The organism is Candidatus Neomarinimicrobiota bacterium (genome assembly GCA_041154365.1).
Taxonomy (GTDB): Bacteria; Fidelibacterota; Fidelibacteria; order Fidelibacterales; family Fidelibacteraceae; genus Fidelibacter; species Fidelibacter multiformis.
The window spans coordinates 2505638-2524597 of the sequence record AP035449.1 but is presented as its reverse complement, the minus strand read 5'-3'; the positions used below and the strand labels follow the sequence as shown (position 1 = coordinate 2524597).

Below are 18960 nucleotides of genomic sequence, written 5' to 3'. Positions count from 1 at the left end.
ACAATCAACCCTCCCGTTCCAGGAGATCGAGTCCCTGACGTACAATTGCATTGATATCATTTTTCGATGGATCCACATAAGCACAGAGGGCCAGATCTTCCTCAACCACTTCATAAAGTCCAAGGGCTTCCATTTCAGGTATGTCTTCCGCTAAAATGCTTCGGATCAGGTAATCGGGATAGATATCCATGGGAACCACCTTTTCAAAAAGACCGGTCTGTACAAAAGCCCGGTGTCCCCCGTGCCGGTTTGTATCAAAGGAGTAGCTCTTTTGGGGAAACAGGGCGCTTAAAAAGGTTTTGGAATAACTGAATGCTTTTAACCCCGGCGTAATCCATCCCAGGAACCGGCGTTCACGGTTTTCCGGGATGAGGGTGAGAAGGGTGTCGTAAAATCCGAAATATCCGTCTTTCTCTTTTTTTTCACCGGTGAGAACATTTCCTGCAATCAGGCGGACATCGGCATCTTTTGAGATTTTTCCCATGGCCTGGGTCAGAGGGGCACCCCAGGGGATTTCCACATAGCGGGGATTGGAAGCAGCTTCACCGGCTACAGCCGCCCGGATACGTTGGGGATAAACACCGGTTGTCAAAAAGGACATAATCAGGACCAGATCCTGGGGACGGACCACCCAAACCGATTCTCCCCGGTTGACGGGATCAATATGGTGGATATGGACACCCGGGTTACCGGCAGGGTGTGGACCGGTGAACACATGCTTTTCAACCCCTTTCAGGGATTTTTCCAGGTCTGTGGTACCGTTTCCGCAAATGTGAACCGGTCCGTCAGTAAATTTTTTCAAACATGTAATCCCCTGGATAAACAAATCTTCTTTCCCCTGAATAAGGAAGAGGGGATCGGCCGCCAGGGGGGCTGTATCAATGAGGGAGATAAAAATGCTTTTTGGTTTTTTGTCCGGCCGGGCTATTCGATTGAATGGCCGTTCCCTCAAAAGAGGCCATAAACCGGCTTTCAGCAGGTCTTCCTGAAGATCTTCCGGATTGGCCTTTTCAAGATCCTTTAAAGATCGTGCCGGAAAAGAGACGTGTTTATTTTTTCCGTCCGTTTCAATGATGATGTGTTCGATCTTCCGCCGTTCGCCATAGTGAATGGTTTTGATAGTTCCGCTGGCGGGACTGCAAAAGTGGAAGCGTTCTTCCTGTTTATCAAAAAAGAGCGGAGTACCGGCCAAAACCGTATCGCCTTCCTGCACAAGAAGTTTGGGCTTGATATTGTGAAAAGCATCTGGCAGGACGGCAACCAAGGGGGTATCCGGCAGGATATCCAGCTCTTTTCGTGCCTGACCTGTCATGGGAATATCAAAACCGCGGGTGATGGTAATCTCTGCCATGTGTTGTTCCTCTCCCTCTGAAAGCTGAAAAAATATACAAAATAAAATGACCCGGCGCAGAATTTTTCAAGATGAGATTCTATTCGTGTGACGGATGGGTTTTGTGGAGCTAAGGAGGATCGAACTCCTGACCTCGACATTGCGAACGTCGCGCTCTCCCAGCTGAGCTATAGCCCCATATCTGGATAGAAATTTAAAAATTATCCGGATAATTCATAGTTATTATTTGAATGATGAATGAAGAATGATGAATGATGAATTGAATTATTGAGCCTCCTCCGAAAACCCCATTAAAAAATACGGTTATAATTGTATAAATACGGGGGTTTTCGGATAAATCGAGGGATTGGATTGGAAAAAGCCATAAAAATTAGCCAGATGGCGACCGATTGAGGAAAAAATGAAAAAGCAAGGGGTGGATGGGACTGTGTTTTGAACCTTTTGTGCACATAATGCTGCTTTTTGCTCTTCAAACGGCTTTTTTGGACGTACGTATCCCGCGATTCGTTTGATGTTTACCGCCATCGCCCGGCAATAAGCCCACATCTGCTGTTTCTGCTTTCGACGGTAGGGTGTTTTATTATTCAGAAGTCCATAAGCAAAATGACCAATCGTGGCTTCCACGTTATTACGGATCTGCAGTTCTCTTTCAGGACGGGATATCAGTTTTTGACGTTGCAAAGCAGTGTATATGGCCAGACTGCTAAAGTATTTCCGGCCGGAGTCTGTTCGGATATAATATCGTGCTTCTTCCGAGTCTTGATACGTCTCTGCTTTATGAAGTTCATACACGCTCCCGCTCTCGCGGTCCACGGCAACATACCCTTCGTGTGTTTCATGGATCAGATATCGGGGCTCACTTCCTTTGATTCCGGTCACCACAAAATCAAGGTCTCTTTCTTCCGAGTACCGGCTGTTACTTTCGCTGTAATAAGCCCCGTCAGCATGCACATGTTCTACCCTTTGACCCGTGACTCTTTCACTGCCTTCCACCGCCTCTTTATAAAAACGGGCCTCCCCGCAACTGGCGGCCTCTATCCGGATATCCGTGATTAAATGCAAGTCCTCTCCACAGGTCTCTGTCACATTCGCATGATACCCCTTCACCTTCTTTCCTGACTTGCCCCGATAGGTGCAGTCCGGATCATGGGGCGATTGAACACTATCCGGGGGGATTTTCTCCTTCGGGCGTAAGATAATCTTCTCCTCTTCATTCACCTCATATTGGTTCTCAAAGACCCGCTTCAATACCCGGAATGATTCCTCCTTTTTTCCCTTATAATGACGGATGACCATATAAAGTAATTCACCTAAACGCACTAGGCGTTCATTGACTTCATCACGGTTATGACGATAGACAACCTTCTCTGCCTCTTCTCCCAACAAACGACTGATCTCTGTCCGATACCGCGTCTGTAGAAAACGCTTATCACTCTTGGTTAGCCCCCGATAAAACATCTCAAAACTCTTGTGGACCAACTCATAACGACTGTACCAGCCTATATTGCTCCCCAGTAATTTGCTGTCCATCCGGATACGCCGTCCATCCACCTTGAATTCACGAACTTGTGCTTCCGTTATCTGGGAAAAAGTCTCTTCCAGCAATTCCTCGCCCGTCTCTTTACCATGCTCATAGATCCGCTTTCGGAATAAGTAATAGGTGGAGGGAACCGGGATATCTTCCGTGAGCGTGTCGATTCCGATGGCGCGACGGACCAAAACATTAAACTCAAACTGCTCAAATAACTGACTGTCGCTCCAGCGAAACAGCTCTTTGATAATCATCATGGATACCAACTGTTTTACTGGGGCATTCGGTGCGCCCATCCGCGCATCAAACAATATCCGGTAAGGCGTCTCGTCAATGACATCATAGACCATGCACCGGAATTGATTGTGCCATCGCGTCTCATCACGGTATTTCTTCAGCTTCTTCTTGTTCCATTCTAACAGGTTCTCTACATCACCAAACAACTCTACCGGCCGACTGGACTCTGTCTCTTTGAACATCTTTGCCTCTTAAAATATTGCTCATATTTTACAATATTTTATCAACAATATCAAGTTATATTACTGATTATCAAAGACTTATAGACTATTTGACGCCTGTCATAACGCCTGTACCCGAGCATGGCTGTCGACTTTTCGGAGTGGGATCAATTATTTAATTATGAATTTGGTTCTGTGATCAGCTATGCTTTTCGAATATATCTTAAACAAAAAAAGATATGATCAAAACCTAAATACCATATCTGACAAACAAAGCCAAACTCATAACTCTTCATTTAATTCATCATTCATCATTCATCATTCTTCATTCTCAATGCGGTATATTATATTTAGCCAGCCACTCGTAAAACGTACTCCGGGCTACGCCCATCTGTTTTGCTGCTTCTTTGCAGTTTCCGCCGCTGCTTTTCAGGACATCTGTCATTTCACGGATTTTCTTTTGTGCGTTAAGGTCTTTGTAAAAGGTGGGAGCTTTTAATTTTCTCATGCGTCCGGGCAAATGATTTTCATCCAGGATTTTGGGCCGGTGTTTCAACAGGGCTGTTGCCAGCACATCCTGCATCTCTTCCAGATTTTCCGGCCAGCCGTACAGGGAAAAGATCTGCCGGACGGCCGGAGAGACCTCCGGGGCGGGCAAATGGAACCGGGATGATAAAGTGTGCAGGATATTGTCTGTAAAGATTTCTATATCCGAAGCATGACTTCTTACCGGATCCGGCAACAACTGTCCTTTATCAAAGAATGCAGCCAGTTCCGGAATAAACCCACCGGGTTTTTCATCCCCGGTGATACAGATAAATCGTACATTGAATTTTGTATGATCCGGCAATTCCCGGTTTCGCAGCAAATGGTAAAAATCCACCTGAAGATCTTCTTTCATCCGGTCTGCATGATTCATGACAAGTGTTCCACTGTTGGACCTGGATATCAGGCACTGTCCCGTATTGTTCTCAGGGTTCGTTTTAAATTCTCCCCAAAGGAGATCCCGGATTTCTAAAGAGTGATGTCCGGCGACATCAAAAATCGTCAGAGGTCCCGATGCCCGGGGAGATCCGGCATGAATCAGGCGGGCGAACTCAGTTTTAAACAGTCCCTTTTCGCCTGTGATGAGAATATCCCAGGGGGATCTGCCCAAATCCTGAAGAGCATTCTGAATTTTTTTTTGATATGCCGTGTTTTTTAGAATATCCTGGAGTGGAATCTGCGACGGTACGGATGATTCCCGGGCCGGTCTGAGACAGGTAATGCTTTCAACAGGGGAAAAAGCCAGAAGTAATCCGGTGATTGTCTTTTCATGGTTTCTTATGAGGGCTGAAGAGACAAAAAAAGTTTTGGACTGATTTCCGTAGGTTAGCACATGTTCCCGGTATAAAAATTCCTTTTCAAGGCGTATCAGATCTCCCGGGACAAGCCCTTTCCGGATGATGGATTGCAGGTAACGTTTTTCCACCGATTTCTGATTCAGGTCAAAGAGTTTCCGGGCCTGCTGATTGATGAAGGTGATTTGCTCGGATGTGTTCAGGACCATGATTCCTGAAGGGATATGGTCCAAAATCCTTAAAAGGACAGATTCCCGTTCCTGTACTTGATGTAAATGTGTATGCTGGATTCTTTGCCGGTTCAGCAAATCACCGATGAGCAGAAACATCCGAACCGCTTCCGGATCATAGGTGCTTGTGTGCATCTCCAGAATGCAGCATCCTGCCACATGTTTTTCGGCGTCTCTCAGGGGATGAGCGGCATAAATGCTGTCGTGAAAGTGGCTCTGGAAAAATTCCTTTTGGGTCATCACCATGGACTGATTCAGAGTGATGCAGGTCCCGGCGATGTTGGTTCCTATATCCCGTTCACTTACCCGTATGCCCGTCCGGTACAGTGGAGATTCTCCATCCGTTTTAATGACGGTTCCTGCCACATCCACCCAGATCAGGGTGACAGGAATGTTTTTATGTTTTAAAAGGATATCCAGGCTTTCCCGAACGTTTTCAAACAGTTCGATAAAAGGGGCAAGCGATTGCATGCGCCGCCGGATTTCACCTTCGGCAGCCCTTTCCGGTTCAGGAGATGGTGCCAGGGTTATGCCGTAAATTCTGGATCTTTCCCAGGAATCCAGAATAAAATCCCGGACAATATCCGGTGAAGGTTTCTGGCCGTTCAGGAAACGGGCTTTTTCGATGGCGATTCTGCCGGTATCCAAGGGTTTTTCTGGAATGTACATAGTGCTACCAGGTCATATTCAGTGAAATCATCCAATACCGCCGGTCAAGGTACGAAATTGCATGGTTTGAAAAAAGGTTTCTGACCGACCCGCCGGCTGTCCAGGTCAGGGGACCTGTTTTAAAATCCCGGCTAATGTACATGTCCACATTTTTACGACCCTCCAGTTCACCCTGATAAATAATGCCTTCTGTCTGGCTGTAGTAATAACTTTGGCGCCCTTCCAAAAACAGGCGGATCCGGTATCGTGTTTTCCAGGGATGGAAGCGGAATTCAAGCTGATGCCGGTATTCAGGTTTGTTTTGAAAAACCCGGATGTCACTGATATCCAAAAGCATGGACCCTCCCTGGATTTCCAATGCACCGTGAAGGGTGGTGGCGGTGAGGGAGAGGTCTACACCATGAATCTCCGAGGGGTTTACCGAATTCACCGGTGTGGGATCTTTCCGCATGGCATAGACTTCGTAAATTTTGTTTTCATACCGGTTGTTGAAATATGAAAAGGCATATTCCACTTTATCCAGAAAACCCCATGTCCCCTGAGGATAGCCCGTCCCGTTGATTCCCAGTTCAAACGAGACATTTCGCTCCGGAACAAGGGTGCAATCCTGAAAAGCCCCCAGTTCAGTAAATCCGGACCGGTACAATTCATCCAACTTTGGAAAACGAACATTATCCCCACTTAGGACGTACAGCACGTAATCACTGTTTTTCAGATGCGAACTCACGGAAAAACTCATTTTTCGGGAGAATTTCTGCCAGTTGTACTCTTTTTCACGGAAGATGGGATACTCCATGCCCTCTCCGTGTTTTTCACTCCGGATTTCCTGCCGGTCCAGCCGGAGGGCAATGTCAATCTCAAACCATTCAATAAGAGAATAACCCGTCTCATCCTTTAATTTCAGGATGCCTACCCCGTCGTAAGCTTTCTTTGTAAGAATATCCTCGTAATGATAGACCACCGGTTCAATATAGTATCCCTTTTTCATCTGGGTTCCGGCATATTCAGACCCGTTCATATCCGCCCTGAGCTGCAGGGATCCATAGGGGAACAGCAGCTTCTTTCCCAATGTATAGATTCTGTTTTCTTCAGATTTGACAGCTTTCCGGTGGTAGGAATCCTGAACAAAAAAGGACTCGGTCCGATAATTTTTAAAGGCCATTTCTGCCTGAATATCTTTCAGAAATCCCAGGGATCCGTTAAATGAAAGATGAGCAATACCATGTTCTTCTTCGTTGGCATAGGGCAGGGTGGTTCCTCCGGACATGGCCGGCCGGTAGAGGATTTTTCCGGAAAAAAGGTTATCATTTTCAAATTGATACCGGCTGAGAAGTGAATAAAAGGTTTCATGCCGGACAATGGGCTGGTCCTGGAGTTTATAAGTCTTGGACATGATTCCTAAACGGGTGTCGAGCCCTTTCAGATGAAGATAGATGTTTGTCCCGGCATCCTGTCCATACAACTCGTCAGCCCGGGCGAAAAGTTCCAGGTGCCGGTCCCCGGAAATTTTCGGTGTGATGTTTACAACTCCTCCAAAAGCACCGGAACCAAACAACGTGGAATGACTTCCCTTAAGGATCTGAAAAGATTCAATATCGTAAATATTCAGAAGCGACAGATCGAAGGTGCCGCTGAATTCAGTATTCAGGGGGAGGCCATCATAGACAATGAGCACTTCGTCGGCATTGCTTCCCCGGATAGAGATATACTGGCTGCCATCCGGTGGACCCGTAATCTGCACTGAGGCTTCCATGGCAAGCACATCAGCCGGACCTGTTACACCAAAGCGGAGATACTCCTCCGTTTCCAAAAGACGAATGTTTGTAGTGACTTCTTCTTTGGTCCAGTCTTTCTGATCCCCCAGCACCACGATTTGTCCCATGGGAATGGCGGTAGGCATCAGTGGCACGATTGTCTGGTTTTTCAATTTACTCCAGTTGATTTCCAGGGCATAGTACCCCATATACGTGATGCGGATTTCCGTCGCGGGATCCAGGTTCTTCAGGGTGAAATAACCCTCTTCATCGGATACCGTTCCTTTTTCCGATCCCACGATCAGAACGTTGGCACCTGCCAGCGGAGCCCCCGTTTTTTTATCCATCACACGGAACGTTTCTCCCTGAAGCAGAGTAACTGTAAAAATAAGAAACAGGAAGATGTGTTTATATTTCATCACCAGTCCTGTCCGTAACCGGTGTTTTCAAGGATGCGCTCATTTTGTCCCTCGTCATCAGAAATGCAAAGATGTCCATTCTGATTATACAAAAGATGTTCGCCTGAAGGTGAAAGACGAAGATCCGGTTCAGCCGGTTCTGACAGGATCAGTCTCTTTTCCAATCCGGGCCAGGAGAGTGAGAATACATCATAGTGGGTATCCCCGACCATAAAACCCTGTTTTCGTAGGACAATGAAAAATTGCCGGCCCTCCGGATCTCCTTCCATCTGAAGGATATCTCCGTCAAAACGGGCAAGTGTGCGAACAGATCCGTCTGCATGATTTAAATGGTATACAGTACTATCCGATGTGAAAAGGGTATGATTCCCCGGGTCAATATCAAGGGGAAATGAATAATGCCGGATATCCTCATTTGGAGAAAGCCGTGTGATCTGATCCGGATTTTGAGGGTCGATTTCGTAAATCCTCTGGTGTTCCAATTTATAGGGAATGCCCGTCAGGAGGATACGTTCGCCACGGGACGACCATCGAATGTCCCTTGGATATCCCTTGAAAGGAATCTCTTTACTTTCTCCGTCCGGATGACAGATCAGTACGGTTTGATAGGACAGGAGGAGGATATCACCGGTGTAGTGGTTCACATCCATCCGGAAAAAATTGCCCGATTGGATGCGTTCAAATCCCGAACCGTCTGATTTAGACTGGTACAAGCCGTCAGAAAGAAGGTAATTCACCTGATCTCTGCCGGGGAAAGTCTGGACACTGTAAATAGTTTTTTCATGGGTGATACGGCGTATGAAAGGTGTTTGAATACTCCGGATGTACGCCGATTGAAATCTGTCATCCCGAATATCGAGAAATACGAAGGAAGGTGCAAAACTTGCATAACGTTCATAAGTAACCGTATCGGTGTCGTGGGGACGGATTTGGATGAGGAGATCTGTGAGGTGATTGACAGAGAGAAAGGTATCGGGATATGCCGTATAGCCTTCCAGCGTATCTGCAGGAATTTCAGGATTGATCAGGCTGATGTCATAGGGTTCGCCGGAGATGGACAGCCATGAAAACCCTTTCGGATCAGCGTGTAGGGTAATGGGGGATTCGGATGTGGGAATACTGTGGACCAGAATGCGGACCGGCGGAGAGTCTGAACTGTTACCTTCCCGGTCTGTTGCTACTGCCCGGAGGATATGGAACCGTCCGTCATCCAGTGTGTGATTGTCCCACCTGGCGCGCATAAAGGGATTCCCTGTGACATCAGTGATATAATGGTCATCAAGAGTTATAGCCACATCCCGGATGGATGTATTATCCGTGGCTGCCACAAGAATTTCCATGTTATCCGCCACCATTTGTCCATCTTCCGGTCGTGCAATATGTACTGCCGGAGGGACCTCATCCCGGTATTCGCAGGCAAACAGGAAAATGACGGATATGAACAAAATCACATTTTTTCGCATGTTTAAAAATTAATGTCAAAGATCGAAATTAAAAAGGGAAAGTAGGGGGAGGTAGTGGACAGTCGACAGTCGGCAGTCATCAGTCGACAGTCATCAGTGACGAGGAGATTGGAGGGATTGATTCGATTGAATAGATTGACTGGATTGCTTGCCCCGTGAAATGAGCGCAGCGTATTTCACAGGGGATTGTCTGCCCCATGAAAAGGGACCGAATTTATTGGAATATTTCACGAGGGGATTTGATTTTATTAGATTGTTGTGTTTAGCTGAACTGAAGATGAGATTATAGGAGAGATGGAATATATGAATTCGATTAGGTAACTCCCCTCACCCCGGGGGTAAAATACATTGAATGAGTGGAGAGTGGAGAGTGGAGAGTCGTAGGGGCAGGACGTGTCCTGCCTCTGAGTTGGAGTCTTGAGTTTTGAGTGTATGTTTTTAGAAAATTGCAGATTTTCAGACTTTTATTCATTGGATGATTTTGCAATCAATTACTGCAAAGGCTATAAGTGAAACGAGATATATGATTTCGATTAGGTAGCGCCCCCCACCCCGGGGGTAAAATACACCGAAATGCGACACAATGCAAGATAATATTGTTATTCGTATATATGTATTATCGAATAAAACAACAGATTGAGGCTTTATTTCAATCATCCCGGTCGTTGAGTAGGCCGCCGACTGGCCGGCATATCGAGGTGCCAATATTTCGGGCAGATACAGGTCTGCACCCTCTCCCCATCGTGCCCTTATACCCTCATACCTTCCGTGCTCCCAAATTTCCTCTGCGATATATAAAAAATAATCTCCGCGTCTCTGCGCCCTCCGCAATATAAAAACACTCTCCGCGTCTCCGCGCCCTCAGCGGGAGGCATCACCCAAAATCCCTCCGCATCTCTGCGCCCCCTGCGGGAGGCATCACCCAAAATCCCTCCGCATCTCCGCGCCCTCTGCAGGAGGAAAAAAATCCTCCGCGCTTTCCGCACACCCTCCAAAAACATTCTCTGCATCTCTGTGCCCTCTGCGGGAGGAAAAAAGTCTCCGCGCTCTCCGCACTCTCTGCACACCCTCTAAAAACATTCTCCGCATCTCCGCGTCCTCCGCGGGAGGATAAAAGTCCTCTGTATCTCAGCGCCCTCCGCGGGAGGAAAAACTCAAACTCTCAACTCATCACTCTCCACTCTCAACTCCTTTGATTTGTAATAGAGTTGTGCCAAATTATCAGGTGAATTATCAGGAGGTACGATGCCGAACTTTTCCAGGGATGTAAAAATCGGTCAGTTGCTGATGGTCGGATTTCGGGGACGAAGTCTTTCGGAAGATAAACATATCGGGAAAATTATCCGTGACCATCATCTTGGATCGGTGGTTCTTTTAGATGATGTGAGCCCTTTCGGTCCCCCTGTCCGGGGTAATGTAGAAAGTCCGGAACAATTGAAAGCCCTGACCCGGGAAATTCAAAATACCGCAGATATTCCTCTATTTATCGCTCTTGATCACGAGGGCGGCAGTGTGAACCGCCTGAAAGAAAAATATGGTTTTCCTCCTGCGTGTTCCGCATCTGAATTTGGGGATCGGGATGATGAGATATTCACACGTGAGGAATCGAAAAGGCGGGCAAAGCTGCTGAAAGAACTTGGGATCAATGTCAATCTGGCGCCGGTAGTGGATGTGAACGTGAATCCCCAAAATCCGGCACTGGGTCTTCGGAAACGGTGTATTTCCGACAATCCGGAAATTGTTACAAAACATGCCGGGATTATGATTCAAGTCTTTCATGATCAGGGAATTTATTCCACCCTAAAACATTTTCCAGGACACGGAAGCTCCACCAATGACTCCCACTTCGGACTGGTGGATGTCACAGAAGGGTGGCGTGAATGGGAACTGGATCCTTTTAAAACGTTGATTACAGAAGGATTTTCCGATTTTATTCTCACTGCCCATGCCTATAATCGGAAACTGGACCCTGATTTTCCCGGAACCCTTTCCCGGAAAATCCTGACGGATCTTCTTCGGAATACGCTGGGATTCAAAGGTGTGGTGATATCCGATGATATGAACATGGCTGCCATACATGACCACTACGATCAGGCGGAAGCCGTGGAGTTGGCCCTGAATGCCGGAGTGGATATCCTTGCCATTGCCAATGCGAATCACTATGATCCCGAAATCGCCCTCCGGATTATGGACATGATCCGGGAAGGGATTCGGAAGGGACGGATTCAGGAATCAGTGATTGATCGTTCTTTTGAACGGATTATGAGATTGAAACAAGGTCTGAAATCATATAGAGTGTAACCTGACGATCACGGAACATCTTATACTCTTGACAGGGAGATATTATGAAAAAACACATACTCATACTACTGGCACTGGCACTTGGCGGATGTGCTTCTATGATGCCCGTTTCAAAAGAAGCCTACGATTTTAAAAGCATGGACCGGAAAACCCGGCGAATTGTGATCCGGACAGAAAGATTTCTCAAATCTTTTCAAACACCGGAAATCCCGGCCTATATCGGTCAACAGTCCCGGGTGGACAGCGTTCTCCTTGATGAAGAAACACAGTCCATGAAAATCTATTTAAACCAATATTTCTCCTATTTCCCCTATCGCCCGGAGCGGGTTACGATGATATATGATGCGTTAAAAGATGATCTGGGCTGGTGGTATCGGAAATGGAACGTGACATTATACACCCTTGAAACACCCATTTCCGAGCTGGTCCCCAATGTTTACCGGGATTCAACAGAAACCGATCCGGCCCGCCGGGGTACGATGGTGGACCGTCCAGAACCGTTGGTGCGTAATTTGAGTAAGCAGGTAAATCCGGATTCAGGACTTTCCGGAAATGCCATCGCGCTGTGGCACAGTCACGGATGGTATTACAACCTGAAAAAGGATCGCTGGGAATGGGAACGCCCCCGGCTGTTTGAAACGGTGGAGGATAAACTGCCCCTCTCGTTCATGATCCCTTATATCATTCCCATGCTGGAAAATGCAGGCGGTACCGTTTTCGTGGCCCGGGAACGGGATACGCAGGTCCATGAGGTGATTGTAGATAATGATTCTTCCGATTCTTTATCCTACCGGGAAAAGGGGGATTGGGGAAACAGTGAAATTCCCGGATTTGCGATAGGGAATCCCCCCTATGAACACAATGTGAATCCTTTCCGGCTCGGAACCATCCGGCGGACTGAAGCCGATTCGGTGGCAACGGCCCAAATCCGGTGGATTCCTGATATACCTGAAGCAGGGCGTTATGCCGTGTATGTCTCTTATGAGCACCATCCGGGAAATGTAACCGATGCCCGGTATACCGTGTATCACAAAGGGGGGAAGACTGAATTTGCCGTCAACCAGACTATAGGCGGCAGAACCTGGATCTTCCTGGATTATTTTGAATTTGATGCCGGCCAAAATCCGGAAAAGGGTTCAATCGTATTGACGAATGAAACAGAGAGCCGGGGACGGATGATAACTGCCGATGCAGTGAAATTCGGCGGAGGTATGGGTGATGTGGCCCGGAATGGCCGTCTCAGTGGCCGGCCCCGGTGGCTTGAAGCTTCCCGATATTATCTTCAATTTGCCGGCATGCCGGATACCCTGGTTTATGATTTCCATGACGATACGCTGGATTACAACGATGATTATAAAAGCCGGGGCGAATGGGCGAATTATCTGAAAGGAGCACCCTATGGTCCCAATGTAAACCGCGATGCGCCGGGACTGGGCATTCCCGTGGATTTGAGTTTTGCCTTTCATACGGATGCGGGAATCCGGAAAGACGGCCGTTCCGTGGGAACCCTCTCCATTTACAGCATGTTTGATGAAGAGAATAACCGCGAATTTCCTGACGGACAATCCAGACTCGCCAGCCGGGATTATGCCGATATCCTCCAAACCCAGATTGTCAATGATATCCGGGCAAAATATGACCCGTTCTGGACCCGCCGGCAGCTGATGCAGGGCATGTATTCCGAAGCGTATCGCCCTAACATGCCTGCCGGACTCCTGGAGCTTTTATCCCATCAGAATTTTTACGACATGAAATTTACCTGGGATCCCAGGTTCCGCTTCGACATCAGCCGCTCCATTTATAAGGCCATGCTGAAATTTATCGCCGATCAGTATGACCGGCCTTATGTGGTTCAGCCCCTGCCCGTGGATCATTTTACCATGGAGAGTCCGGAAAAGGGGACCCTGGTTCTGAAATGGAAACCGGTCAGCGATCCCCTTGAACCCACGGCTGAACCAAAATCCTACCGGGTCTATATCCGTGAGGAAGGAAAAGCCTTCGATAACGGCCGGCCGGTTGAGGATACTTCATTCATAGTGACTGGTTTGGAAATGGATAAAATCTACTCCTTCAAAGTGACAGCGGTGAATACGGGTGGTGAAAGTTTTCCGTCCGAAATACTGTCTGCCGGATTTTCTTCCCGTTCCGATACAACAGTTTGGGTGATTAACGGGTTTGACCGGGTCAGCGGTCCGGCGACGGTTGAAACGAATATTTTTGAAGGATTTGCCGGTTTTATGGATATGGGGGTGGCAGACGGAAAGGATTATCTCTTTACAGGCCGACAAACGGACTGGGCGCCCTCATCTCCCTTCCTGACCAACGATGCACCGGGACACGGGGCCAGTATGGCGTATCATGAACAAAAAGTCACACCGGGAAATACCCATAATTTCCCTGAAGTGTATGGCCAATCCATCCTCCAGGCAGGATACAGCTTCCTTTCCACCTCTGATGAAGCCATTGTAAAATTTCCGGACAAATTGAAGGATGTCCCGGCGGTTATCCTGATTCTCGGGGAGGAAAAAAGCACCCCCGGACCGTCTCCGGGTATGAAACCGGCTTTTCAAACCTTTGATCCGGAGCTTCAGTCCCTGATCACAGATTATCTGACCGGTGGCGGGAAGATGTTCATCTCCGGTTCGTATGTGGGGACGGATTTGTTTAAAAACGGAAAGAGCAAAGCGGATAGTCTGTTTGCCATGGATGTGCTGAAATTCACCCTGGCATCCTCCTATGCCGAATGGGGCGGAAAAGCCATCTCTTTTGAGGATGCATTCCTGAAAGACGGCACGACCCTCTCTTTCAACACCCGTTATCATCCGGAGATCTACCAGGCGGAAGCCGTGGATGCCATCGATCCTGTAGATTCCCTGGCCACAACCATCCTGCGCTACGGGGATAATTATTACAGCGCCGCCGTGGCTTACGACGGTGATTACCGCCACGTGGTCATGGGATTCCCCTTTGAAACAATTCTTGAAGAAGCAGACCGAAATACCCTGATGGATGCTGTATTAAAGTTTCTGTTTAAGTAATATTCAAAAATTGAATGAATAGATTTTTTCTGGCCCGGTGGCGTGTGTTACCGGGTCAGTTTTTTATCCGGGAGGATTTTTTGGGCCTTGGCCACCAGCTGGTCTGACAGGGTTTGATGGCGGGCAATATGGGATGCCTCGTCAAAGCCTTGAATAATACCCTTTTCCACTATGATTTTTCCGTTCACAATGGAATAATCTACCGGTTCCATGGCCACATTAAAGACCAGGGCAGCCGCCGGATCGTGCTGAGCCCCGGCATATTCCAGCCGGTCCATGGAGATCATAATCAGATCTGCGCATTTTCCCGGAAGGATCCGGCCGATGTCATCCCGTCCCAGGGCTTTGGCTCCGCCGACAGTTCCCATCCAGAGCACATCACCGGCAGTCAGGCGGGATTCGGGTTCACGAAGCCGGGAAAGAAGCATGGCCTGGCGAAGTTCCATGAGCATGTTGGATGAATCATTGGAGGCGGATCCGTCCACACCGATTCCCACCTTGATACCGGCTTTCAGCATCTCTTTGATGTGGGCAATGCCGGAACCCAGTCGCATATTGGAAGATGGGCAGTGTGCCACACCAATACCCGATTTTGCGCCCCTACAGATTTCACCTTCATTCAGATAGATGGAATGGGCAAACCATGCGTGGGAATCGATCCAGCCCAGGGATTCCATGTAATCAAAAGGCCGCTGGCCGAATTTTTCCAGGCAGAAATTTTCTTCATCCTTTGTCTCTGCCAGATGGGTGTGTATCTGCACCCCGTTGTCTTTCCCGATTTTTGCCGTTTGTTTCATCAGTTCACGGGTCACGGAAAAGGGAGAGCAGGGCGCCAGGGCAATCCGGGTCATGGCACCGGGAGACGGATCATGATAGGTTTTGATCAGGCGAAGCGTATCCTCCAGGATCTCTTGTTCCGTCTGGGTCACGTCATCGGGGGGGAGCCCGCCATTCTTTTGACTCATGGACATGGAACCCCGGGTAGGCTGGAAACGGATTCCCAGTTCACGGGCTGCTTCAATTTCCCGGTCAATGAGAATTGTTTCTGCTTCACGGGGGAAGAGATACAAATGGTCCGAACTGGTGGTGCAGCCGGATTTCAGAAGCTCCGCCAAAGCGGTTTTGGCACTTATATAAAAGGCTTCACTGCTGATTCCCCGCCAGATTTCATAATGGGTGATCAGCCAGTCGAAGAGTTCCGAATCCTGGGCTGCCAAGACATTCCGGGTCAATGTTTGAAAAAAGTGATGATGGGTATTGACTAATCCCGGCAGGACAACCATGCGCGATGCGTCGATTGTGGTATCTGCATGGCCGGTAAAAGGTTCAGAACCGGCCGAAATGATCTGATTGTCCTCGATATAAATGTGTCCGCCGGAAAAGGATTCCAGCAGATCACCGCCATCTTTCCAGTCACTATTCATACGGCAGGCCAGGCGGGGATTTTTAATCAAAATGGACATTATTTCAACAGTCCTGTCTTTTCATTAAACGCTTTGATCAATTCATCAATTTTTGGGGCCATTTGATGAATGGAACCCCAGTATGTTTCCGCGTCATACCACTGGGCATTCAGTTCATCCAGAGGCTTTTCCTGCTGTTCAATCCAGGTATAGTATTTCAGGTTGTGGATGCGTTTCTTGCTGTAGTAATCCAGTTCCAGCATATTGTCAATGGTGATCTGATTCAGAATTTCACTGTCCCTGATGGCATCATCCCGGGAATATTCACCATATTTCTCATGGGTTTCACGCATGCGGGAGTTATAGAGTTCCATGGAATCGGTGAAAACGGTCAGGACGATATCTTTCTCTGTGAGTTCATTGTATTTGGCATATTTAATCGCCGCCACCATATTCCCGATGGATGAAATCCCCAGGAGATCCAGATTCTCAACAAGGGACGGTTTAACTCCCAGGTTGACTAGATATTCTTTGCCTTTTTCCTCGTTAAAAAGGCGCATGAGGCGGATGGTATGTTCATCATCCACGGCGATGACAAAATCGGTATTTTTCACATTGTGGATCCAGGGGACGTGTTTATCGCCGATGCCTTCGATGCGGTGACCTCCGAAACCGTTATTAAGGAGGGTGGGACATTGGAGAGCTTCGGCCACAGTGATTTTGGACGCAGGAAATTTTTCTTTCAGGTAATCGCCGCAGGCCAGAGTCCCGGCGGAACCGGAGGACGATACCACACCGGAGTAACGGTCCCCGGGTTTCATTTCCTTTTTTAGCACCTCTTCCATAGCCCGGCCGGTGATTTCGTAATGCCACAGGTGATTGCCGAATTCATCAAACTGGTTAAAAATTACCACATGACTTCCCCGGGACCGTTTCAGTTCCCAGCATTTGTCGAAAATTTCCTTTACATTACTTTCGCAGCCCGGCGTGGCGATGACTTCGCCGGCGACACGGGAGAGCCATTCAAAGCGTTCTTTGGACATTTCTTCCGGGAGGATGGCAATAGATTCACAAGCCAGAAGGGCGGCGTCATAGGCTCCTCCGCGGCAGTAATTTCCCGTGGAAGGCCAGACTGCCTTCTGGGAGGTGGGATCAAATTGTCCCGTCACCAGTCGGGGAACCAGGCAGCCGAAGGTTGCTCCCACTTTATGGGATCCGGTGGGGAACCACCGTCCCACCAGCGCAATGATCCGGGCTTTCACTTCTGTGAGTTCCGGGGGAAGTTCGATATAGTTCACGCCATTAAAACCACCACCTTCAGGGACCGGCTCATTTTTCCACGTGATCCTGAAGAGGTTTCTTGGATGAACATCCCAGAGTCCGATGGATTTCAGTTCTTCCTTTATATGATCAGGGATTCGTTCCGGATTTTTCATCTGTTCAAAGGTTGGAATAATAATATCCCGTTCTTTACATCGTTGGACGGTTTGTTTCAACTGTGTGGGATTCAGTGTCAGATCAATCATCATTTCCTCGTTTCTTATGAATAACGTTTCCCTGGAAATTAACAAACTTTGGGGTTACAAGCAGTAAGAATAAAGGAGAGTTGAGAGTGGAGAGTGATGAGTTGTAGGGGCAGGACGTGTCCTGCCACTGAGTTTGAGTTTTGAGTTTTTCCTCCCGCGGAGGGCGCGGAGATGCGGAGAATGTTTTTAGAGGGTGTGCAGAGAGTGCGGAGAGCGCGGAGGATTTTTTTCCTCCTGCAGAGGGCGCGGAGATGCGGAGAATGTTTTTGGAGGGTGTGCAGAGAGTGTGGAGAGCGCGGAGGATTTTTTTCCTCCCGCAGAGGATGCAGAGACGCAGAGAATGTTCTTTATAGTGCAGAGAGGGCGGAGATGCTGAGCGCAGCGAAATGCCAATCTCCCAATCAAACCAATCCAATCAATCTATTCAATCGAATCAATCCCCCGTGAAATAGGCCTCCCAATCAAGATTGGGAATTTCACGGGATCATCATTAAAAAATTCAATTCAGAATCCAGACTTCAAAATTCAGAATTATTTTTTTGATATTTGATAAAAAAATCCCCTGTCCCCGGAGATAGATTCAATTTTATGTTCAGCGTCCAGGACATCCAGGTATTTATTGACTTCATTCATGTGAATACCCAGGAGCTGGGATAAATCGAGGGCTGTGCAGGGGCGGCGGGCTATGGTCTGAAGAATGGTGGATTCAATATCTCCCCGGTAAGATGGGATGTTTTTCCGCAAAGGGGCGGCGGCAATAATTTCTACATGATCCAAAGCCCAAAAATCAATGATTTGTTGGAGATCCTGGCGGGACGCACTGTGTAAATTTTTTATCGTTCCCGGCCTGTCCAATGTATTCAATTGTATCCGGTCCGGGTTTATTTCAAGAATAGCCTGTTTCAAAGCCTTTAATTCTTCTTCTGAATCGTTATACCCGGGGAGAATAAAGACTTCCAGCCAGATTTGACCCGGATATTCTTTTCTAAAATCGATGAGTCCCTGAATATAATCCTCAAGTTTCAGGTTTTTCTGAGGCCTGTTGATTTTTAAAAAGCCGGTCTTTGTCGCTGAATCCAATGAGGGGAGTACTACATCGGCGTTATGAATTTGATGTCTTACATCCGGATCGTACAAGAGGGTTCCGTTGGTTAATACAGCAACAGGAATCTCAGGACGCAATGTTTTAGCCAATATCAGTACATCTCCGATTCGGCTGTTAAGGGTGGGTTCACCGGAACCGGAAAAGGTGATATAATCAGGATCGGGTTGCGATTGAAAAAATTCCGTCAACTCTTTTTTGACCTGGTTGAAAGGAATGTATTCTTTTCGTTCAAGAGTCAGGGTTGTCGTAGGTCCGACTTCACAATAGACGCAGTTTAGAGAGCAAACTTTTAGGGGGACCAAATCGATGCCGAGTGACATGCCCAGACGCCGGGAAGGAACGGGACCAAAGAGTGTTTGAAACATGGTCTGT

General features: G+C 47.8%; 10 protein-coding genes and 1 tRNA gene. 2 read left to right on the top strand and 9 right to left on the bottom strand.

Annotation, left to right across the window (positions count from 1 at the left end; genetic code table 11):
- Nucleotides 1–4: 4 nt before the first annotated feature.
- The 6 genes from strainIA91_RS10725 to strainIA91_RS10700 all read right to left on the bottom strand — a co-directional run bounded on the left by strainIA91_RS10725 (nt 5) and on the right by strainIA91_RS10700 (nt 9215).
- Nucleotides 5–1351, bottom strand: coding sequence for a Na(+)-translocating NADH-quinone reductase subunit A (locus strainIA91_RS10725; RefSeq protein WP_400166770.1), 1347 nt, complete (start codon nt 1349–1351; stop codon nt 5–7).
- A gap of 104 nt (nt 1352–1455) precedes the next feature.
- Nucleotides 1456–1528: transfer RNA gene (locus tag strainIA91_RS10720), tRNA-Ala, on the bottom strand.
- Between the two features lie 126 nt (nt 1529–1654).
- Entirely contained in the window at nt 1655–3361 is a 1707-nt protein-coding gene (locus strainIA91_RS10715; RefSeq protein WP_400165908.1) for a transposase, read from the bottom strand.
- A 310-nt stretch (nt 3362–3671) separates the two neighbouring features.
- A complete protein-coding gene (locus strainIA91_RS10710) occupies nt 3672–5579 on the bottom strand; it encodes a sigma 54-interacting transcriptional regulator (RefSeq protein ID WP_400166769.1) in 1908 nt (635 codons plus the stop codon).
- A 4-nt stretch (nt 5580–5583) separates the two neighbouring features.
- On the bottom strand, nt 5584–7752 hold the full coding sequence (locus strainIA91_RS10705) for a TonB-dependent receptor plug domain-containing protein (protein WP_400166768.1): 2169 nt from the start codon (nt 7750–7752) through the stop codon (nt 5584–5586).
- Nucleotides 7752–9215 (bottom strand): Ig-like domain-containing protein, encoded by a 1464-nt coding sequence (locus strainIA91_RS10700; RefSeq protein ID WP_400166767.1) that lies wholly within the window; start codon nt 9213–9215, stop codon nt 7752–7754. The genes strainIA91_RS10705 and strainIA91_RS10700 overlap by 1 nt, the downstream gene beginning before the upstream one ends.
- 1245 nt (nt 9216–10460) lie before the next feature.
- On the opposite strand from strainIA91_RS10700, the gene strainIA91_RS10695 reads away from it, so the two are divergent.
- Together strainIA91_RS10695 and strainIA91_RS10690 are read left to right on the top strand one after the other, a co-directional pair.
- Complete coding sequence (locus tag strainIA91_RS10695) at nt 10461–11516, top strand: glycoside hydrolase family 3 protein (RefSeq protein WP_400166766.1); 1056 nt, start codon at nt 10461–10463, stop codon at nt 11514–11516.
- 44 nt (nt 11517–11560) lie between these two features.
- Entirely contained in the window at nt 11561–14554 is a 2994-nt protein-coding gene (locus strainIA91_RS10690; protein WP_400166765.1) for a fibronectin type III domain-containing protein, read from the top strand.
- A gap of 47 nt (nt 14555–14601) precedes the next feature.
- On the opposite strand, the gene strainIA91_RS10685 is transcribed toward strainIA91_RS10690, so the two are convergent.
- The 3 genes from strainIA91_RS10685 to strainIA91_RS10675 form a co-directional block, all read right to left on the bottom strand.
- Complete coding sequence (locus strainIA91_RS10685; protein WP_400166764.1) at nt 14602–16017, bottom strand: 8-oxoguanine deaminase; 1416 nt, start codon at nt 16015–16017, stop codon at nt 14602–14604.
- Nucleotides 16017–17483, bottom strand: coding sequence for a pyridoxal-phosphate dependent enzyme (locus strainIA91_RS10680; protein WP_400168265.1), 1467 nt, complete (start codon nt 17481–17483; stop codon nt 16017–16019). The genes strainIA91_RS10685 and strainIA91_RS10680 overlap by 1 nt, the downstream gene beginning before the upstream one ends.
- Nucleotides 17484–18014: 531 nt before the next feature.
- Nucleotides 18015–18953 carry a radical SAM protein gene (locus strainIA91_RS10675; RefSeq protein ID WP_400166763.1) on the bottom strand — a complete coding sequence of 313 codons (939 nt, stop codon included), beginning with the start codon at nt 18951–18953 and terminating at the stop codon, nt 18015–18017.
- Nucleotides 18954–18960: the final 7 nt, after the last annotated feature.